The sequence below is a fragment of the Allobosea lupini genome, assembly GCF_900109525.1.
In the GTDB taxonomy this organism is placed as follows: domain Bacteria; phylum Pseudomonadota; class Alphaproteobacteria; order Rhizobiales; family Beijerinckiaceae; genus Allobosea; species Allobosea lupini.
In genome coordinates this window covers 1,037,464-1,057,330 of the sequence record NZ_FOAN01000001.1, presented here as the reverse complement: position 1 = coordinate 1,057,330, position 19,867 = coordinate 1,037,464, and the positions used below count along the sequence as shown (strand labels likewise).

The following is a 19,867-nucleotide window of genomic DNA, read 5'->3' as shown; positions in this document are numbered from 1 at the left end:
GCCGGATAAGCCGGCCTTATGCCTCGGTTGCTGTGGGCGCAGGCTGGTCGAGATCGAGCTGCCGGCAGGCGGTACGGATATGGTTGCGCAGCAGCTCATGGCTGCGCGAGAGCGGCCGGCGCGTGCTGGTGAGCAGGCAGAGCGGCAGGGCGACATGCGGCCGGAACGGGCGCGTCACCAGGCCGGGGAAATTGTGCCAGGGCAGGAGGCCGTCGACCACGGCGACGCCGAGCCCCTGCTGCACGAAGGCGAGAGCGATGATCGAGACGTCGATCTCCATCTCGGGCCGGAAGGGCAGGCCTTCCTTGGCCAGCGCGTCGCGCAGCAGCTGTCCCGGCAACGACTCGGCGCGATAGGAGATCAGCGTCTCGCCATCGAGGTCCTCGGGGCCGACGGCATCGCGCTCGGCCAAAGGATGCCCGGCTGGCAGCACGCAGACCACGCGGGTGTAGCCGACCACCTCGGTCTCGATGAAGGGCGTCGGCTGGTCCATCATGGCGATGCCGAGCCCGGCCTGGTCGCGGTCGAGCATGGTCAGGATGACCTCGGCCGGCACGACATAGGAGCGCACGCGCGTGTTCGGATGCGCGGCGCGGAAATGGCGGAGCGCCTCCGGCACGAAGGAGAGGGAGGGCGGGGCCGAGGCGGCAAGGCGCACGAGCCCGGCCTTGCCGTGGCGCAAATCGCGCGTGCGCCGCCTGAGCATTTCAAGGTCGCCGAACAGGCGCTCGACCTCGGGGTAGATCTCCTCGGCTTCCGGCGTCGGGATCAGCCGGCCCTTGACGCGCAGGAACAGCTTGAAGCCGAGCTCGTCCTCGGTGTGCAGCAGGATCTGGCTGAGCGCCGGCTGCGATACCGCGAGCGCCTCGGCGGCGCCGGTTAGCGTGCCGCAGCGCATGACCATGCGAAAGACTTCGATCTGGCGGGCACGCATGGCGTGATCCTAGCGCGCTTTCCGTTCAGCCGGAATCGGCTGAACGGCAAGAATTCGCGCAAAATCAGAAAGTTGCGCCGCCGCGGCGACTGTCAGCTGTCGCCACGGCGCTCCGGCGCGGCGCGATCTTTGCCGGAGTGACCGCTCAGCGGATCGGCGGGGCGTATTGCAGGCCGCCCTTGCTCCAGAGGTCGTTCTTGCCGCGGGCGATCTTGAGCACCGAGCCGGCACCGACGCTGCGCTCGAAGGCTTCGCCGTAATTGCCGACCTGCTTGACGATCCGGTAGGCCCAGTCGGGCGTGAGACCGATCGCCTCGCCGAACTTGCCGTCCTTGCCGAGCAGCCGCCTGATCTCGGGGTTGGTCGAATTCAGCTGCTGATCGGCATTAGCCTGGGTCACGCCGAGCTCTTCGGCGTTCACCATGGCGAAATGCACCCATTTCACCAGGTTGAACCAGTCGTGGTCGGCGCTGCGCACCACCGGCCCGAGCGGCTCCTTCGAGATCAGCTCGGGCAGGACGATCGCATCGTCCGGCTTCACCAGCTTGAGCTTGAGCGCGTAGAGCGCCGAGGAATCGTCGGTGAGGGCGTCGCAGCGTCCGGATTCGAAGGCCTTGATCGCCTCGTCGCCCTTGTCGAAGGTGACCGGCTCGTACTTGATGTTGTTCTGGCGGAAATAGTCGGCGACGTTGAGCTCGGTCGTCGTGCCCTGCTGCAGGCAGATCGACGCGCCGTTGAGCTTGAGCGCGGAATCGACGCCGAGCTTCTTCTGAACCAGGAAGGCCTGGCCGTCATAGTAGTTGACGCCGGCGAAGGCCAGGCCGAGCGAGGTGTCGCGCGCCATCGTCCAGGTGCTGGTGCGCGACAGGAGGTCGACCTCGCCTGACTGGAGCGCGGTGAAGCGGTCCTTGGACGAGAGCGGCGTGAACTTCACCTTCTTCGGATCGTTGAAGACGGCAGCCGAGATGGCGCGGCAGAGGTCGACGTCGAGGCCATGCCATTCGCCCTTCTCGTCCGGCAGGCCGAAGCCGGCGAGTCCTGGACTGACGCCGCAGATCAGTTCGCCGCGGCTCTTGACGATGGACAGGGTGGATTTCTGAGCCTGGGCCTGCGCGAGTGTCGCTGAGGCGCAGAGAAGGGCAGCGGCGAGTAGGCGCTTCATGGCGGTCCCCTTGTTTGCGGCGAAGATGTCTGCCGCCGCCAACATGCCGCCTCGCTGCAAGAACGATCTGCCGTTCTCTATCTTCGCACACGCACAAATCGCCGTGATGCAGTGCCCGCTCGGCAGGGTATCGGGCGTGGGTTTGCGCGAACGCTTCGATGAGCCGCGGGTCCTCGCGCCGCTGCCGGCTTTCGACAGCGGCTGGGCCGGAGCTTGGCGCACAGCGAAGCTCCGGCCGCACCGAGGCTCCAAATCAATCGGTGAAGACGACGGATTTCTTTCCGTTGAGCAGCACGCGATCTTCCAGGTGGTAGCGCACCGCCCGGGCCAGCACGCGCCGCTCGATGTCGCGGCCCTTGCGCACGAGGTCGTCCGGCGTGTCGCGATGGCTGATGCGCTCGACGTCCTGCTCGATGATCGGCCCTTCGTCGAGATCGGAGGTGACGTAATGCGCGGTCGCGCCGATCAGCTTCACCCCGCGCTCGTGCGCCTGATGATAGGGCTTGGCGCCCTTGAAACCGGGCAGGAACGAATGGTGGATGTTGATGCAGCGCCCCGAGAGCTTGGCCGAGAGCCCGTCCGACAGGACCTGCATGTAGCGGGCGAGCACGACGAGATCGCTTTGCGTCTCCTGGATCAGGTGCCAGAGCTCGGCCTCCTGCTCCATCTTGGTCTGCCGATTGACCGGCATGTGATGGAAGGGCAGGTCGCCGAGATCGGTCGAGGCGATGTGCTCGCGGGCATGGTTCGAGACGATCGCGGTGATCTCCATCGGCAGTTCGCCGATGCGCCAGCGGTAGATCAGGTCGGCCAGGCAATGGTCGAATTTCGAGACCAGCAGCATGACCCGCTTGCGGGCAGCCGCATCGCGCAGCGAGACGGTCATCTTGAAGCGTGCTGCCAGTTCGTCGACGAGACCCTGAATCTCGGCGGCGCTGCGCGCGCCTTCGAGCCGGTCGAACACCACCCGCATGAAGAAGCGGCCGATTTCGAGGTCGTCGAACTGCTGCGCGTCGCGGATGTTGCAGCCGGCCTCGGCGAGCAGCGTCGAGACGGCGGCGACGATGCCCGGCCGATCAGGGCAGGACAGAGCGAGGATCATCGGAGAATCGGACATATGACGGATCGGCCCGCTCGCGCGGGTCCCTGAACAATGAGAATGGGGAAAGGTCGGCGGAAGGGACGGCGCGCGGCGCGCTGCCGTCAACCTCGGCCGGTGGAGCGATCGATGGAAATCTGGCAGCCGAATTCGGCCGCGGAGGCGGCGAACCAGGACCAGAAGCTTCCCACCATGCTGCGTGCGACCATGATCTCGAACGCGGATCCATCCGGCCCGTCAGCGAGCCGCCAGAGATGCACACCGATATGGGCGATGCTTGTCAAGGCGGCATCGCCGACCGCGAAGGCGGCGGGATGCAGATCGAGCATCACGCCCTTGGCCAGTACGTCGCGCACATCTGGACCCGATAGCCGCAGGGCAGCGCGCGCATCGCTCTGGTCGCTGACCGCCGCCTGAGCCGAAAGCGACTCCAGGAGGCTGCCCGAACCCTCGCGCGTACTGGCGCGCAGAAGCCATTGATCGGGGCCGGACCAGATCGCGTCATGCGAGGCGCCCGGGACGATCTTCGGCGTCGTCGGCAGGGCGATGCCCAGCCGCGCTTCCACGGTTTGCGACAAGGCCGCGGCCCCGCCCGGCGCGGCGATCAGCGTCGCCAGCCCGAAGCCGTCGAGCAGGGTCGCGGTGACGCCGGCCGCTCCGGCAGCACCGATCTGCCCGGCCTGCGCGATGCCGGCCCAGGCGCTGCGCGGCGCCCATGAACGCGCTGTCTCAGCCATGGAGGCGGGCTCCTTCGGGATCGACGAAGACGGGCGAGCAGATCTCGACGACGACGTCGCCATTGCGCACCGGGTCATAGGCGCGCACGCGCTCGCCGACGCGGGCAGCTCCGCCCTTGATCAGTCCGAGCCCCATCCAGTGGTCGAGATGCGGGGAGTAGGCGACCGAGGTCATGTAGCCCTCATCGTTCTCCATCACGCCCGGCTTGCCGATATCGATGAAATGCGCGCCGGCGCGCAGGCGCTGGGAGGGATCGACCGGCTTGAAGCCGACGAAGGCAGGCCGGTCCGGCTCGACCAGGGCCTGCCGACCCGCCATCAGCCGGCCGACGAAATCCTTCTTCGACGACATCATCTTGCCGAGCCCGAGATCGCGCGCCGTGGTCTGGCCGTTGAGCTCGTTGCCGGCGACATGGCCCTTCTCGATGCGCATCACGCCGAGCGCCTCGGTGCCATAGGGCGTGATGCCGAAGGGGGCGCCCGCCTGCATCAGCGCCCGCACCGTCGCATCGCCATAGTCGGCGGGAACGGCGAGCTCATAGGCGAGCTCGCCCGAGAAGGAGATGCGAAAGAGCCGCGCCGGGATGCCGCCGCCGACGGTGACGGCCCGCGCCGCGAGATAGGGGAAGGCCTCGTTCGAGAGATCGTGCTCGCGGTCGACGACACCACGCAGGGTCTCGCGCGCCTTCGGCCCCGCAATGGCGACCTGCGCCCATTGCTCGGAGACCGAGACCATGCGCACGTCCAGCTCCGGCCACAGCACCTGATGGCAGAATTCGAGATGCTGCATCACCTTGCCGGCATTGGCGGTGGTGGTGGTCATCAGGAAATGCGTCTCGCCGAGGCGCGAGGTGGTGCCGTCGTCCATGACGAAGCCGTCCTCGCGCAGCATCAGCCCGTAGCGCGCCTTGCCGACCGGCAGCGCCTTCCAGCCATTGATGTAGACGCGTTCCAGAAACTCGGCGGCGTCGGCGCCCTGGATGTCGATCTTGCCGAGCGTCGAGACGTCGCAGAGGCCGACGCCGGCGCGCACCGCTTTGACCTCGCGGTTGACCGTCGTCAGCCAGTCGGTCTCGCCGGAGCGCGGATAGTATTGCGCCCGCAGCCAAGGCCCGCTCTCGACGAAGATGGCACCTTGCTCCTTCGACCAGTCATGCGTCGGCGCGAGCCGGATCGGCCTGAAGTCCTTGCCGCGGTGATGGCCGGCGAGCGCCCCGATCGCGACCGGCGTATAGGGCGGGCGGAAGGTGGTGGTGCCGGTCTGCGGGATCGTCCGGCCGGTCTGCTCGGCCATGATGGCGAGGCCAGAAAGGTTCGAGGTCTTGCCCTGGTCGGTCGCCATGCCAAGCGTGATGTAGCGCTTGAGATGCTCGACCGGCCGGAAGCCCTCGCGGGCGGCGAGCTCGACATCCTTGTCGGTGACGTCGTTCTGGTAGTCGACGAAGGCTTTTCCCTTGCCGCCGGACACCCGCCAGACCGGCGAAAGCCCGTTTGTCTCGGGGTCGGTCGTCGGGGTCGGCTCGGCCGGCAGCGTGGTCAGGCCCACCTCGGTCGCCGCATCGCGTCCGAGCCTCGCGCCGTCTTCCAGCGCCTGCGCCAGCGTGAAGCGTCCGGCGGCGCTCCCGGCGACCGTGAGCCCCGCCGGCACGGTTCCCGGCACGAAACATTGTAGGCTCTCGTCCCAGGCCGGCTTGCCGTTCTGGTGCGAGGTCAGGTGCAGCGTCGGGTTCCAGCCATTGGAGACGGCGAGCAGGTCGCAGGACAATTCGCTCACCGCGCCCGAGGCATCGCGGATGGTGACGCCGCTGAGCTGCCGCCCGCCACGCGCGCCCGTCACGGCGCCGCCGGCGAACAGCCGCGCGCCGAGCTTGTCGGCGAGCGCCTTGCGGACGGGATCGGCGGGGCGGGAATCGACGATCGCCGCGACCTTGCCGCCAGCCGCGGCGATATCGCGCGCCGTCGTCCAGCCATCGTCGCCGGCCGTGAACAGCACGGTTTCGCGGCCGGGCAGGACGCCATGGCGATTGACGTAAGACCGCACCGCACCGGCCAGCATCACGCCGGGCCGGTCATTGCCTGCGAAGACGATCGGCCGCTCCAGCGCGCCGGCGGCGAGGATCGCCCGCCTGGCATGGATGCGCCAGCCGCGCTGGCGTGGCTGATGCGCCGGCGGCTGCGGCAGGTGATCGGCGACGCGCTCGACCGCGCCGTAGATGCCGTGATCGTAGAGCCCGAACACGGTGGTGCGCGGCATGATCCGCACCTCCGGCAGGCTTGTAAGCTCGGCCAGCGTCGCGGCGAGCCATTCGGAGGCTGGCTTGCCGTCGATCTCGCGCTGCTCGGCCAGCAGCCGTCCACCGAGCCGGAAATCCTCGTCGCAGAGGATCACGCGGGCGCCGCTGCGCCCGGCTGCCAGCGCAGCGGAGAGACCGGCCGGCCCGCCGCCGATCACCAGCAGGTCGCAGAAGGCGAAGGCCTTCTCGTAATGGTCCGGATCTTCCGCTCCGGCGGCGCGTCCGAGGCCGGCGGCGCGCCGGATCAGCGGCTCGTAGAGCTTTTCCCAGAAGGAGGCCGGCCACATGAAGGTCTTGTAGTAGAAGCCGGCGACGAGGGCCGGCGAGATCAGCCCGTTGATCGAGAGCAGGTCGAAGGCGAGCGAAGGCCAGCGGTTCTGGCTCGCCGCCTCCAGCCCGCCGAACAGTTCGACGACGGTCGCACGGGTGTTGGGCTCGCGGCGCGCACCGGAGCGCAGTTCGACCAGCGCGTTCGGCTCCTCTGGCCCGGCCGAGAGGATGCCGCGCGGGCGATGATATTTGAAGGAGCGGCCAACCAGGCGCACGCCGTTGGCGAGCAGCGCCGAGGCCAGCGTGTCGCCGGCATAGCCGCGATAGGAGGCGCCGTCGAAGCTGAAATCCAGCGGATGACCGCGATCGATCAGGCCGCCGGAGGCGAGGCGGAAAGGCTGGGTGCTCATGCCGCCGCTCCCGCCTTGCGCGCCTTCGCCGGCTCGACCGCGGTGATCGCATGGTTGCGGGTGTCGCGGGTCACCACCAGCCAGGCATGACAGCCGGCGCCGTGATACCAGAGCTCGCGATGGACGCCGGCCGGGTTGTCGCGCTGGTAGACGTAATCGGCCATCGCGGCCTCGCTCGCCGCCATGCCTTCGGGGCGCTGCAGATCGGCGGCGCCGAGATAGCTGAATTCCTGGGCGTCGCGCGCGCCGCAATGGGGACAGGTGATGCGCATGGGATCCTCGGCAGCGCGCGGTCAGTGCAGGTTCGGCTGGGCGCCGGCGCCCTTTTCGTCGATCACCCGCCCGGTGGCGAAGCGATCGAGCCGGTAGGCGGTGGCGACCTCGTGCGGCTGTCCCGTCGCGATCAGATGGGCGAAGCAGAAGCCCGAGGCGGGCGTCGCCTTGAAGCCGCCATAGCACCAGCCCGCATTGAGATAGAGCCCGTCGACCGGCGTCGTATCGATGATCGGCGAGCCGTCCATCGACATGTCCATGACGCCGCCCCAATGGCGCAGCATCCGCACCCGGCCGAGGCCGGGCCACAGCGCCATCGCCGACTCCATCACGTCCTCGATCACCGGCAGGTTGCCGCGCTGGGCGTATGAGTTGTACCCGTCGATGTCGCCGCCGAAGACGAGGCCGCCCTTGTCGGACTGGCTGATGTAGAAATGCCCGGCGCCGTAGGTGACGACGCAGTCGATCAGCGGCTTAAGCCCTTCCGAGACGAAGGCCTGCAGGACATGGGTCTCGATCGGCAGGCGCATTCCCGCCATCGCCGCGACACGCGATGAGTTCCCGGCGACCGCCATGGCGATCTTCTTCGCTCGGATCGGCCCGCGCGAGGTCTCGACGCCGATCGCGCGCCCGCCCGACATGGTGATGCCGGTGACCTCGCAGTTCTGGATCATGTCGACGCCGCGGCTGTCGGCGGCGCGGGCGAAGCCCCAGGCGACGGCATCGTGCCGGGCCGAGCCGCCACGGCGCTGCAGCAGGCCGCCCTGGATCGGGAAGCGCGCATTGTCGAAATCGAGATAGGGCAGCATCGCCCGGACCTGCTCGGTGCCGAGCAGTTCGGCATCGACCCCGGCGAGCCGCATCGCGTTGCCGCGCCTGGCGAAGGCGTCGCGCTGGGCATCGGAATGGTAGAGGTTCAAGACGCCACGCTGGCTGACCATGGCGTTGTAGTTGAGGTCCTGCTCCAGCCCTTCCCAGAGCTTCATCGAGAGCTCGTAGAACGGGGTGTTGCCCGGCAGCAGGTAGTTCGAGCGGATGATCGTGGTGTTGCGGCCGACATTGCCGGAACCGAGATAGCCCTTCTCCAGCACCGCGACATTGGTGATGCCGTGCCGGCTGGCGAGGTAATGCGCCGTCGCCAGGCCATGGCCGCCGCCGCCGATGATGATCACGTCGTATTCGGGCTTCGGCGCGGGATCGCGCCAGGCCGGAGTCCAGCCCTTGTGGCCCCGGAGCGTCTGGGACAGCAGCGAGAAGATGGAATAGCGCATCATTGGGTCCGGGCGGTCTTGTCATCAGGAGATTGACCGACATAGGCTCGCCGACATGCTCGATAGCGACATCAGATTGCCTGATAGCGACGACAGCGCGCCGACCCATGTCGGCTTCCTGCTGATCCCTGACTTCGCGTTGCTGCCTTACGCCTCGGCGATCGAGCCCCTGCGCGCCGCCAACCGCCTCTCGGGCCGGCCGCTCTATCGCTGGAGCCATGTCTCGATCGACGGCGCCGCGGCGACGGCCTCGAACGGCGTCGCCATCGCCGCCGATGCCAGCGTCGGCGCCGATCTCAGGCTTGACTATCTCTTCGTCTGCGCCGGCGGCAATCCGGCCTTGTTCCATCACCAGCCGACCTTCGCCTGGCTGCGTCAGCTCGCGCGGCGCGGCGTGAAGATCGGCGGCGTCTCGGGCGGCCCCTATCTGCTGGCGCGCGCCAATCTGCTCTCCGGCTATCGCTTCACCATCCACTGGGAGCACGCGCCGGCTTTCCTTGAGGAATATCCCGATCTCGACCTGCGGCGCTCGCTCTACGAGATCGACCGCGACCGCCTGACCTGCAGCGGTGGCACCGCGCCGCTCGACATGCTGCACGCCGTGATCGCGCGCGAGCACGGCAGCGAGCTCGCGCTCGCGGTCAGCGAATGGTTCCTCCAGACCCATGTCAGGGAAGGGGCGGGGCCGCAGCGCATGCCGCTGCGCGAGCGGCTCGGCATCGCCCATGCGCCGCTCCTGCGCGTGATCGCCCGCATGGAGCAGACCATCGAGACCCCCGAGTCGCGCGAGGGACTCGCTCGGCTCGCGAACGTCTCGCTACGCCAGCTCGAGCGTCTGTTCCGCCAGCATCTCGGCCGCTCGCTCGGCGAGCACTATCTCGCCTTGCGCCTCGACCGCGCCCGCGACCTGCTGCGCCAGACCAGCCTCTCGATCCTGGAGACCGCGCTTGCCTGTGGTTTTGCCAGCGCCAGCCATTTCTCGCGCAGCTATCGCGAGCGCTTCGGCCATCCGCCACGGGCCGAGCGTGTGCAGGAGGTCCGCCCGGCTCGCCGCTGAGAGTCAAGAAAGCGTCGCATCCAGTCAAATCTATGCGCCGATCCACCCGAAGCTAGGGCTTCATAAGAAAACAAGGGGATCGCGACCGATGAAACGATTGACCGCCCTGGCATTCGCACTCGCCGCCACGCTTGCCGCCGTGCCGGCCTTCGCGCAGGACACGCTCGCCAAGATCAAGGAAAAGGGCGTCCTCACCGTCGGCGTCAAGAACGACTACAAGCCCTGGGGCTTCCTCGATCCGTCAGGCAAGATCGTCGGCCTCGAGATCGATCTCGCCCAGGAGGTCGCGAGCAAGATCGGCGTCAAGCTCGAGATGGTGCCGGTGATCGCCGCCAACCGCATCGAGTTCCTGCGCCAGGGCCGCATCGACATGATCCTGGCGACGCTCGGCGACACGCAGGACCGGCGCAAGCAGATCGGCATGATCGAGCCGAACTACTATGCGGGGGCCACCAATGTGCTCGCGCCCAAGAGCGCCGGCCTGAAGAAGTGGGAAGACCTCAAGGGCCGCAAGGTCTGCGCCGTGCAGGGCGCCTACTACAACCGCCGCGTCTCGCAGATGTATTCGCCGGAGATGGTGGTGTTCCCCTCGGTGCCGGACGGGCTGAATGCGCTGCTCGGCAACAACTGCGTCGCCTTCCTGTTCGACGACACGCTGATCGTCTCGACGCTCTCGGGCGGCGATCCGAAATGGGCGAATTACGAGATGCCGCTGGTCTCGGAGGATCCGCAGCTCTGGGCGATCGGCGTGCGCCTCGACGATCTCGACGGTGCCTTCGGCAAGCTGATCAAGGACATGTCGGTCGACTGGCACAAGAGCGGCAAGCTACTGGCGCTCGAGACCAAATGGGGCATCAAGCAGAGCCCCTATCTGATCGAGACCAACAAAAAGCTGAAGGCCGGCTCGTAGCCACGGCGCGTCATTCTCGGGCTTGGCCCGAGAATCTCATGACCAGAGTGCTCTGGTTTCCGAGATGGTCGGGTCAGGCTCGACCATGGCGCTGCTAGTCATCCCGAGATGTCGGACATGATCGCCGCTTTCTTCGAGCGCCTGAACGAGGTCCACGGCCTCAACTTCTCGATCTTCTACGACGCCTTCGACCGCTCGCGCTTCCTGACCGGGCTGTGGACGACGACCTATATCTGCGTCGTCTCGATCCTGGCCTCGCTCGCGATCGGACTGCTCGGCGTCTGGGTCGCCGGCAGCAATTCGCGGCCCGGCCGGCTCGTGGTGCGGGGTTACGTCCAGTTTTTCCGCAATACGCCGCCCTTGGTGCAGCTCTCCTTCTTCTATTTCGCCGTCGGCGGCCTGCTGCCGACGGTGTCGGACGGTTTCGGCGGGCAGTCGCCGCTGGTCAGCGGCACCGGCTGGGCGATCATCGCCTTTTCGCTCTTCGCTGGCGCCTTCAACGTCGAGATCTTCCGCGCCGGCATCGAGGCTGTGCCGGAGACGATGGTCGAGGCGGCGGAATCGCTCGGCTACACCCGCTTCCAGCTCTGGCGCCAGATAGTGCTGCCGCTCGCCTTCCGCATCTGCCTGCCGGCGCTCAACAACAACCTCGTCAACCTCGTGAAGACCACGACGCTAGCCTACGCCATCGGCGTGCCCGAGCTGCTCTATGCGGCGTCGCAGATATGGTCCGAGGTCTTCAATGTCCGCGAAATGATGAACGTGCTGCTGGTGGTCTACGTGCTGTTCGTCGCGGTGCTGGTCTGGGTGATGCATCGCTGGGAGCGGGCCATGCGCATTCCCGGATACATGCCATGAAGACCGCCACGACCGATCTCCCCGTCCTGAAACCCTTCCGCGCGGCGCCGATCGCGCCGAGCGGGCTCGCTGCACCGATGATGCTCAGCGCCGGGCTCGTAGCCGGCGTCGCCATCGTCTTCGCCGCCTCGCTCGCGGTAGCGCAGACGACGGGGCCGACTGCCCGCGATAGCGCCGTCATCATCCTGCTGCGCTGGGCGCCGCTGATCTTCCAGGGCTTCCTGTTCAACCTGCTGATCAGCGTCCTCTCCATGGCGCTCGGCACCGCGGTCGGCGTGCTGTTCGGCATCGGCCAGGTCTCGCCCTCGGCCATCATGCGCCAGCCGTCATGGGCGGCGACGCAGTTCTTCCGCAACGCGCCCTGGCTCGTGCTCTTGTTCTACGCGATGTTCCTACTGCCCTTCGAGATCAGGCTCGGGCCGGTCACCATCGCCTTCCCGGCCTGGGTCAAGGCGATCATCGGTCTGGCGCTTCCCGTCGCGGCGAATGTCTCGGAGATCGTGCGCGGCGGCATCCGCTCGATCCCCTCGGGCCAATGGGAATCGGCCGAGGCGCTCGCCTTCACCCGCCGCCAGACGATGTGGATGATCATCCTGCCGCAGGCGGTCAAGCGCATGCTGCCGCCGTGGATGAACCTCTACGCCATCCTGACCATGGCGACGACGCTGATCTCGGTGGTCGGCATCCAGGACGGGCTCACCATCACCCGTGCGGCCCTCGTCGCCGAGAGCCGGCCCGAGCTGATGCTGCCGATGTACCTGATGCTGCTGATGATGTTCTTCTCCTACTGCTACCCGATCGCGCGCCTGACCATGGCGCTCGAACGCCGCTTCAACGTGAAGGGATGACCATGGCTGCCAGGCATGAACTCGGCGAGCCGGTCGTCGTCGTCGAGGGCGTCGAGAAGGCCTTCGGCGCCTTCATGGTGCTCAAGGATGTCAGCCTCACCATCCGCCGCGGCGAGACCGTCTGCATCATCGGCCCGTCCGGCTCCGGCAAGTCGACGCTGCTGCGCTGCATCAACGCGCTGGTGCCGATCAGCAAGGGCTCGATCACAGTCGCCGGACGGCAGGTCAACGATCCCGCTTTGGACAAGCTGGCGCTGCGCCGCGATGTCGGCATCGTCTTCCAGCAATACAATCTCTTCCCGCACAAGACGGCCCTTCAGAACGTCATGATGGCGCCGATCCATGTGCTGAAGCAGGACCCTGCCGAGGTCGGGGAGCGGGCCAGGCGCCTACTCGCCAAGGTCGGGCTCTCGCACAAGCACGATGCCTATCCGGGCGAACTCTCCGGCGGCCAGCAGCAGCGCGTCGCCATCGCCCGCTCGCTGGCGATGAACCCGAAGGTGATGTTGTTCGACGAGGTCACTGCCGCGCTCGATCCCGAGACCAAGAAGGAGGTGCTCGTCACCATCCGCGACCTCGCGGCGGAGGGCATGACCTGCATCCTCGTCACCCATGAGATGGGCTTCGCCCGCGAGGTCGCCGATCACGTCTACTTCACCGATGGCGGCGTCATCGTCGAGCATGCGGCGCCGGCCGAGTTCTTCGGCGCACCGCGCGAGACGCGCACCCGCGCCTTCCTCGAACAGGTGCTCTGAGCTGGCAGGTCCCTCGGCCCGGATGTCGTGTCCCGGCCGGTCGATGTCGCAAACCGGCCGGCTCCGCCAGGTGCCGGCGCCAAGAATGAGCCCAGTCATTCGAAAGCGCAGACCATGACCGTTCCGGCCCCCGATCCCAAATCCGTCACCGGCAAGCCGCTCGCCATTGCCGAGAGTGTCGATGTCCTCGTCGTCGGCGCCGGCGCTGCCGGCCTCGAAGCTGCCATCGGCGCGGCGGCGCGGGGCTTTGGCGTCTTGCTGGTCGACGAGAACCCGGTGCCGTTCAAGACGATGGGCGACGACGTCCCCTTGCATTTCGGTCAGGGCATGGCCGCCAGCGCCCGCAACCGCAACGCCATGATGGAGGCCTTCGTCGCCTCCGAGCCGCGGATCGCCGAGGCCTTCGAGGCTGGTGTCGATCTGCGTCTCGGCACAGCCTGCTGGGGGCTCTACGCCAACGGTCCGGCGCTCGGCTGGATGCCGGGCCTCGTCGCCGGCCTGGCCGACGAGGAGAGCAGCATCCTCGTCCAGGCCCGGCACGTCATCCTTGCCTGCGGCCGCCGCGACATGGGCCTCGGCTTTCCCGGCTGGGAGAAGCCTGGCGTGATGGGCGCCACCGCCGCGCTCAATCTCGCGACGCGCTACGACGCCTTCGGTCCCCGAACCGTCGTCGTCCTCGGTTCGAACACGGAGGCCCTGACCACCGCGCTCGCCTTGCGTGAGGCGGGCGTCACCATCGCCGCCATCGTCGAGCAGGCGCCCGAACCGATCGGCGACGCGGATTTTCTGGCGAAGCTCCGCGCCGGCGGGACCGAAATCCTGGCCGGCCATGTCGTGCGCGAGGCGATCGGCCGCGATGGCGTCGAAGCGGCTGTCGTCGCGAGGCTGGACGGGGAGGGCCGCCCGGTTGGCGAAGAGCGCGCCATCGCCTGCGACGGCATCGTATTGGCGGTCGGAGCCACGCCCGTCATCGACCTGATCGACGCAGCCGGCTGCAAGGTCGCGTTCCAGGCCGAGCGCGGCGGCTATGCGCCTGTGCTCGACGCGAGCCAGCGCTCCAGCCTCGCCAATGTCTACGCCGTCGGCGACTGCGCCGGCCTCTGGGCCGCCAAGACGCGCGACCGCGCCATCGCAGAGGCGGAGGCGGCCCGCGCTGTCGTGGCGCTTGGGGAGGACATCGCCAGTACGGCAGCCGCAGCGCCGCCTGTGCCGGACTATGACATCTCCGCCTATCGTCTCGCCTGGGTCAGGGCGAGCGTGATCGAGGCCCGGGCCGAGTTCCATGTCTGCCAATGCGAGGAGGTGACGGCGCGCGAGATCCTGGAAGTCCGCCCGCCGCGCTATCTCGACTGGCAGAACGAGCGCCGCAATGACCGCTCGCTCTCGGCGCTGCTCGGCGAGGGCCCGCCCAATCCCGATCAGGTCAAGCGCCTGACCCGCGCCGGCATGGGGCCGTGCCAGGGCCGACGCTGCCGCGAGCAGGTCGCAGCCCTGCTGGCGCTCGGCGCGGCGCAGCCGCTCTCGGCGATCCCGCTCGCCGGCTATCGCGCGCCGGTCCGGCCGATGCCGCTGGCGATGACCGCCCTTGTTCCCGAGGCGCCCGAGCAGGCCGAGCACTGGGACACCTGGTTCGGCATGCATGCGCAATGGGTGCCGTTCTGGGAGGTGCCGGCGCGCTATACCGTCGCTGGCAATGACGCGACCGGCCCCGTCGCGAGCGAGTGAGAGTCATGAGCGAGATCAAGGGAGCTTCGGTCGTCATCGTCGGCGGCGGCGTCACCGGCCTCTCCGCAGGCTGGTGGCTGGCGCGGGATGGCGTCGACGTGCTGGTGCTGGAGAAGGGGCTGATCGGCTGGGAGGCCTCCGGCCGCAATGGCGGCGGCTGCTCGCACCATCATTCGCCGCTCTTCGCCGAGGAGCAGCGGCTCTGGCCGATCATGGACGAACTGCTCGGCTACCCCACGGAGTTCCGGGGCGAGCGTGTTCGCCTTGCCGCGAGCGAGCACCAGATGGCGCTCTATGGCCGCGCCTTGCGCAATGCCGCGCGGCAGGGCTTCGAGTCCGAGGTGCTCGACGTCAAGCAGGCCAAGGAACTGGTGCCGCTGGCAGGCGATACCGTCGTCGGCGGCTATCACTACAAGTTCGGCGGTCATGCCAATCCGCACCGCACGCTGCAGGGCTACGCCTGGGCGATGCAGGACCATGGCGGGCGCATCCTGCAGCACACCACCGTCACCGGCTTCCGGACCGAGGGCGGCCGGGTTGTCGCGGTCGAGACCGATCGTGGTGAGATCGGCTGTGACAGCCTCGTGCTCGCCGCCGGTCCGCAGACCGGGCGTCTTTCCGTCATGCTCGGGCAGGAGGTGCCGGTGCAGTCGGCCCGCTGCGAGATGATCGTGACCGAGCCGCTGCCGCTGATGCCGCTCGGCGGCGTCGACGGCTGCGGGCTCTATGGCCGACAGACCCTGCGCGGCAATCTTGCCTACGGTGGCGGGCCGCATGAATGGCTGGCCATGGCGGAGGAGGGCACGCTGCCTAAGCCAACCACGCCGCTGATGCTGCATATGGGCCGGAGGCTTGCCGAACTACTGCCGAAGGCGTCGCATGCCCGCATCATCCGCTCCTGGGCCGGGGTGATCGAGAACACGCCGGATGGCCGGCCGGTGATCGACCGGCTCGCCTCGCAGGCCAATGTCGTGGTCGCGACGCTGTCGAGCGTCGGCTTCGGCCTCTCGCCCGCGAGCGGGCGGGCGATCCGCGACCTCGTCATCGACGGGGCCTGCGGCTTCGCCGACATCTCCAGCTTCGCACTGGCGCGCTTCGCCGAGCTGGAGCCGAACTGGCGTGAATTGCAGGGCTGGCAGGTGACCGCTGCGACCGAGGCGGTGGCGGCTTAGGACGGGCTCCGGCGTCCGCGTTCGGCACTTCGAAACGTCTTGCTACCATCATGGTGCGAGTCGTCCGGAGAGCCCCGCGTGGAAACCACCCTCTACCCGCCCGTCAAGCGCTTCCTCGAGGAACTCGGCTATGCCGTGAAGGGTGAGATCGGCCGCTGCGACCTCGTCGGCCTCAGGGAAGGCGATCCAACGGTGGTGGTGATCGGGGAACTGAAGCTGGCCTTCAATCTGGAGCTGATCCTGCAGGGCGTCGACCGACTGCGCCTCGGCGACGAGATCTGGCTGGCGGCGCAGCTCTCGGCCCGGGGCAAGGGCCGGGAGAGCGATCCGCGCTATCGCAATCTCTGCCGCCGGCTGGGCTTCGGCCTGCTCGGCGTCAGCAGCACGGGGCGCGTCGAGGTTCTGGTCTCGCCGGTCGCGCCGACGCCGCGCAAGAACGCCAAGGCCCGCTCGCGGCTGGTCGACGAGCACCGGCGGCGCAAGGGCGACCCCGCTGCCGGCGGCAGCACGCGCCGGCCGATCATGACCGCCTATCGCCAGCAGGCACTCGCTTGCGCCGCGGCGATGAGCACGGCGCCCCAGCGCCCGCGCGACCTCAAGCCGGCATGCCCCGACGCCCAGAAGATCCTGCACCGCAACGTCTATGGCTGGTTCGAGCGTGCCGAGCGCGGCGTCTACGGGTTGACCGAGGCCGGCCGCAGCGCGCTCGCGCTATGGGGCACGAACGTTCCGCCGGTCGAGACCGAGCGCAGTAGGCTATCGGCTTAAGCAGCGCGCAACGGCCTCCATCAACCGTCCAGCCCCGCGAGCATCCGCGTCAGCGCCGCCGCCGACATCGGCCTGGCGAGCGGGAAGGATTGGCCGGCCCAGAGCAGGGTGAAGTCGTCGCGGCCGGCAGCTTCCGCAGCACTGCGCAGCGGTCCCAGCGCCGTGCCGGCGGTCGGGAAGGCCGGCGCGAGCTCTGAGATCGGGCCGAGCTCCGTCATGGCGCGGTTGACGATGCCGCGCGCCGGCCGGCCGGTGAACAGGTTGGTGAGCGCGGTCGGCCGCTCGGTCATGCGGAGCGCCTTGCGGTAGATCGGCGAGATCTTGGCCTCGGCCTCGGGCGTGAACAGATAGGCGGTGCCGACCTGGACGGCCGCCGCTCCGAGCGCAAAAGCAGCCTCCACCCCGCGCCGGTCGGTGACGCCGCCGGCGGCGATGACCGGGACCGGCACGGCATCGACGACCTGCGGCACCAGTGCGAAGGTCCCGAGCTGTTCGGATATCCGGTCGTTCAGGAAGATGCCGCGATGGCCGCCGGCCTCGGCGCCCATGGCGATGACCGCGTCGACGCCGTGGTCCGCGAGCCAGCGCGCCTCGGGCACGGTCGTGGCGGAGGCGATGATCCTGGCGCCGGTTCGCTTCACCCGCTCGAACAGGTCGGGCGCTGGCAGGCCGAAATGGAAGCTGACGATCTCGGGGCGGTACTCTTCCACCACGCTCGCCAGGCCTGCGTCGAAAGGCGTGCGCCCGCTCGGCGTCTTCGGCATGTTCGGGTCGAGCCCGGCCTCGGCATAGTGGCCGGCGAGGCGGTCGAGCCAGGCAGCCTGACGGGCCGGGTCATCGGCCGGGGGCGTGTGGCAGAAGAAGTTGACGTTGAACGGCCGTCGCGTGCCGGCCCGCACCGTGTCGAATGCGGCCCGCAGGCCCGCCGCATCGTACTGCGCGCCGGCCAGCGAGCCGAGCCCGCCGGCTTCGCTGACGGCGATGACCATTTCGGGCGTGCTCGCGAGGGCCATCGGTCCCTGGATGATCGGCAGGTCGATGCCGAACAGGTCGAGCAGGCGCGCTTGTGCGGTGCTGGTCATGGTTGTTCCTCGCGGAGGCAGAGCCGGTCGGCGCTAGAGTCCGGCCCTGCTCGCCGATTGCAAGGTGAAGCTCAGCGCATCCGGGGTGCAGGATTGGGCCGGAGGGGGTTCGAGATCGCTGGCGGCGAGATCAGCGCGCCGCGCGCCGCTTGCGGTAGTCCGCAACGGGCAGGCCGCCCCAGCCCCAATTGTCGAGCTCGACCTCCTCGATCACGACGAAGGTCGCCTCGAGCGGCTTGTTCAGTACATCGAGCAGGAGCTGGCTGGCACCGGCGATGAGCCTGGCCTTCTCCTCAGGCGTGACTGAGGTGCGGCCCGGGCCGGAGCCCTCGCGGGTGACCTGGATGGTGACGATCGGCATGGAAAACTCCTATCGGGTTGCGCGTTGCGTCAGTGGCCGGCGCTCTGGCCGCCGTCGACATGCAGGATCTCGCCGGTGACGAAAGGGGCGCTCTCCAGGAACAGCACGGCATCGACGATGTCCTTGACCTCGCCCAAGCGCTTGACTGGATGCAGATTGGCCAGGAATTCATGCGTCTGCGGCGCGTGCATCGGCGTCTTGATGATGCCCGGCGAGACTGCGTTCACGCGAATGCCTTGGGTGGCGTATTCGATCGCCAGCGCCTTGGTCGCCGAGTTGATGCCGCCCTTGGTCAGGTTGGCGAGCACGGTCGGGACGCCCGCGACGGCCTGGTCTGTCAGGCTGGTGGTGATGCTGACGATGTGGCCGGAGCCCTGCGCCAGCATGGCGCGGGCCGCCTGCTGGGTGATGTGGAAGAAGCCGGCGAGATTGGTCGCGATCTTGGCCTGGAAGTCCTCGGCCGTGTAGTCGATGAAGGGCTTGGCGATGAAGATGCCGGCATTGTTGACCAGCGTGTCGACGCGTCCGAAGCGGGCCATCGCCTCCCTGACGACTGTCTCGGCGGTCGCCGGATCGGCGATGTCGCCGGGGACCGCAAGGATGTCCGGGTCGCTGCCCTGCGTGATCGAGCGCGACGTCGCGACGACGCGATAATTGCGGTCGCGGAAACCCTTGACCAGCGCGGCGCCGATGCCCTGTGAGGCACCGGTGACGATGGCGACCTTCCGTTCGTTGCTCATGATATATCCTCGTTGCTTCGGCAGCGAGCGGATGTGCCGCTGCCCGGCCATTGGCCTGATGACGAGGAATCTGGAGTGTTTCGCGTTGCAGCTGAATGCCCGTTGGTCGGCAGGCATTCAACCGCCGCGCGGAAGAATAGGCGGTTCAGGACCGCTTCACACCCAATTCGCCCGAGAGCCGCGCGAAGTCGGCGCGCAAGCGCGGCACGGCGAAGTCGAGAAAGGCGCGGACCTTGGGGACGTTCGAGCGGCCCTGCGGCATGACCAGGTTGACGGGGCGGGGCGGCGGCTCGGCATCCCGCAGCAGGAGCTCGAGCGAGCCGTCCTGCACGCGTTCGGCGACATGGTAGGTGAACAGCCGCGTGACGCCGAGCCCGCCGACCGCAGCGCCCAAAGCCGCCCTGACGCTGTTGACGGTGAGCCGCGGCCTGAACTGGACGGAGCGGGATACGGAGCCCCCCTTCGCCGGCGGGAAGACCCAGGACTCGCGCCCGAAATCGGTGCAGGCGATGATGCTGTGACTTGCCAGGTCTCCCGGCTCGTCGATGCGCGGGTGCTGGCTGAGATAGCGGGGCGAGGCTGCGACGACCGTCCGGACTTCGCCGCCGACACGGATGGCGGTCATCGCGGAATCCGGCAGGTCGAGGATACGCAAGGCGATATCGATGCCTTCCTCGACCAGATTCGCGCCACGCGAGAGCAGGACGAGGTTGACCGAGACGGCCGGAAAGGCCGCGATGAAGGCGTCGACGATCGGGCGCAGGATCTCCTCGCCGCTGATCGGCGGCGCGGTGATGGTCAAGGTGCCGCGAGGAGCGGCCTGCTCGCCGGCGCCGACCGCTTCCAGTTCCTGCAGGTCCGCAAGCAAGCGGCGGCAGATATTGGCATAACGCTCGCCGGTCTCGCTCAGCCGGATCGAGCGGGTCGTCCGGTGCAACAGCTGCGCGCCGGCCTGCTGTTCGAGAAAAGCGACGGCCCGGCTGACGGCGGCCGGTGAGCGCCCGAGCAGGCGTCCCGCTCCGGCGAGGCTGCCCTCGTCCAGAGCGGCGATGAACACTTTCATCGCGTCGATGCGATCCATGGTGCCCCCGAGCCTCGGGCCTTAAGCTCGGTCAAACCGGCAGGCTGTCAAGCGCAGGCG

At 68.3% G+C, this 19,867-nt stretch carries 19 protein-coding genes; 8 read left to right on the top strand and 11 right to left on the bottom strand.

Features of this window, described 5'->3' with window-relative positions; translation table 11 throughout:
• Window positions 1-16 precede the first annotated feature (16 nt).
• The 7 genes from BMZ21_RS05095 to BMZ21_RS05065 all read right to left on the bottom strand — a co-directional run bounded on the left by BMZ21_RS05095 (window position 17) and on the right by BMZ21_RS05065 (window position 8,450).
• A complete protein-coding gene (locus BMZ21_RS05095) occupies window positions 17-934 on the bottom strand; it encodes a LysR family transcriptional regulator (RefSeq protein WP_091830321.1) in 918 nt (305 codons plus the stop codon).
• 145 nt (window positions 935-1,079) lie between these two features.
• Entirely contained in the window at window positions 1,080-2,096 is a 1,017-nt protein-coding gene (locus BMZ21_RS05090; protein WP_091830639.1) for an amino acid ABC transporter substrate-binding protein, read from the bottom strand.
• Window positions 2,097-2,349: 253 nt separating this feature from the next.
• Complete coding sequence (gene purU / locus BMZ21_RS05085; RefSeq protein WP_208862218.1) at window positions 2,350-3,213, bottom strand: formyltetrahydrofolate deformylase; 864 nt, start codon at window positions 3,211-3,213, stop codon at window positions 2,350-2,352.
• Window positions 3,214-3,299: 86 nt separating this feature from the next.
• Window positions 3,300-3,932, bottom strand: a complete 633-nt coding sequence (locus tag BMZ21_RS05080) for a sarcosine oxidase subunit gamma (protein WP_091830319.1) — start codon at window positions 3,930-3,932, stop codon at window positions 3,300-3,302.
• On the bottom strand, window positions 3,925-6,906 hold the full coding sequence (locus BMZ21_RS05075; protein WP_091830317.1) for a sarcosine oxidase subunit alpha family protein: 2,982 nt from the start codon (window positions 6,904-6,906) through the stop codon (window positions 3,925-3,927). Before BMZ21_RS05075 ends, BMZ21_RS05080 begins: the two co-directional genes overlap by 8 nt.
• Window positions 6,903-7,178: a sarcosine oxidase subunit delta gene (locus BMZ21_RS05070; protein ID WP_091830315.1), complete on the bottom strand. Its 276-nt coding sequence runs from the start codon at window positions 7,176-7,178 to the stop codon at window positions 6,903-6,905. The genes BMZ21_RS05075 and BMZ21_RS05070 overlap by 4 nt, the downstream gene beginning before the upstream one ends.
• Window positions 7,179-7,199: 21 nt before the next feature.
• Complete coding sequence (locus tag BMZ21_RS05065; RefSeq protein ID WP_091830635.1) at window positions 7,200-8,450, bottom strand: sarcosine oxidase subunit beta family protein; 1,251 nt, start codon at window positions 8,448-8,450, stop codon at window positions 7,200-7,202.
• A gap of 55 nt (window positions 8,451-8,505) precedes the next feature.
• Between BMZ21_RS05065 and BMZ21_RS05060 the strand changes: the two genes are divergently transcribed.
• The 8 genes from BMZ21_RS05060 to BMZ21_RS05025 all read left to right on the top strand — a co-directional run bounded on the left by BMZ21_RS05060 (window position 8,506) and on the right by BMZ21_RS05025 (window position 16,543).
• Complete coding sequence (locus BMZ21_RS05060) at window positions 8,506-9,507, top strand: GlxA family transcriptional regulator (protein ID WP_091830313.1); 1,002 nt, start codon at window positions 8,506-8,508, stop codon at window positions 9,505-9,507.
• Window positions 9,508-9,595: 88 nt separating this feature from the next.
• Entirely contained in the window at window positions 9,596-10,417 is an 822-nt protein-coding gene (locus BMZ21_RS05055) for a transporter substrate-binding domain-containing protein (RefSeq protein ID WP_091830311.1), read from the top strand.
• A gap of 108 nt (window positions 10,418-10,525) precedes the next feature.
• Window positions 10,526-11,275 (top strand): amino acid ABC transporter permease, encoded by a 750-nt coding sequence (locus BMZ21_RS05050; protein WP_091830309.1) that lies wholly within the window; start codon window positions 10,526-10,528, stop codon window positions 11,273-11,275.
• Complete coding sequence (locus tag BMZ21_RS05045) at window positions 11,272-12,123, top strand: amino acid ABC transporter permease (protein ID WP_091830307.1); 852 nt, start codon at window positions 11,272-11,274, stop codon at window positions 12,121-12,123. Before BMZ21_RS05050 ends, BMZ21_RS05045 begins: the two co-directional genes overlap by 4 nt.
• Window positions 12,120-12,878 (top strand): amino acid ABC transporter ATP-binding protein, encoded by a 759-nt coding sequence (locus BMZ21_RS05040; protein WP_425285404.1) that lies wholly within the window; start codon window positions 12,120-12,122, stop codon window positions 12,876-12,878. Before BMZ21_RS05045 ends, BMZ21_RS05040 begins: the two co-directional genes overlap by 4 nt.
• Window positions 12,879-12,992: 114 nt before the next feature.
• Complete coding sequence (locus BMZ21_RS05035) at window positions 12,993-14,603, top strand: NAD(P)/FAD-dependent oxidoreductase (RefSeq protein ID WP_091830303.1); 1,611 nt, start codon at window positions 12,993-12,995, stop codon at window positions 14,601-14,603.
• A gap of 5 nt (window positions 14,604-14,608) precedes the next feature.
• Window positions 14,609-15,775 (top strand): NAD(P)/FAD-dependent oxidoreductase, encoded by a 1,167-nt coding sequence (locus BMZ21_RS05030; RefSeq protein ID WP_091830302.1) that lies wholly within the window; start codon window positions 14,609-14,611, stop codon window positions 15,773-15,775.
• A gap of 78 nt (window positions 15,776-15,853) precedes the next feature.
• Entirely contained in the window at window positions 15,854-16,543 is a 690-nt protein-coding gene (locus tag BMZ21_RS05025) for a DUF2161 domain-containing phosphodiesterase (RefSeq protein ID WP_091830300.1), read from the top strand.
• 20 nt (window positions 16,544-16,563) lie between these two features.
• Here BMZ21_RS05025 and BMZ21_RS05020 read toward each other — a convergent pair whose 3' ends face one another.
• The 4 genes from BMZ21_RS05020 to BMZ21_RS05005 all read right to left on the bottom strand — a co-directional run bounded on the left by BMZ21_RS05020 (window position 16,564) and on the right by BMZ21_RS05005 (window position 19,807).
• Window positions 16,564-17,625, bottom strand: coding sequence for an NAD(P)H-dependent flavin oxidoreductase (locus BMZ21_RS05020; RefSeq protein WP_091830298.1), 1,062 nt, complete (start codon window positions 17,623-17,625; stop codon window positions 16,564-16,566).
• A gap of 130 nt (window positions 17,626-17,755) precedes the next feature.
• Window positions 17,756-17,986, bottom strand: coding sequence for a tautomerase family protein (locus BMZ21_RS05015; RefSeq protein ID WP_091830296.1), 231 nt, complete (start codon window positions 17,984-17,986; stop codon window positions 17,756-17,758).
• 29 nt (window positions 17,987-18,015) lie between these two features.
• Entirely contained in the window at window positions 18,016-18,726 is a 711-nt protein-coding gene (locus BMZ21_RS05010; RefSeq protein ID WP_091830632.1) for an SDR family NAD(P)-dependent oxidoreductase, read from the bottom strand.
• 145 nt (window positions 18,727-18,871) lie between these two features.
• Window positions 18,872-19,807 (bottom strand): LysR family transcriptional regulator, encoded by a 936-nt coding sequence (locus BMZ21_RS05005; protein WP_091830294.1) that lies wholly within the window; start codon window positions 19,805-19,807, stop codon window positions 18,872-18,874.
• Window positions 19,808-19,867 lie beyond the last annotated feature (60 nt).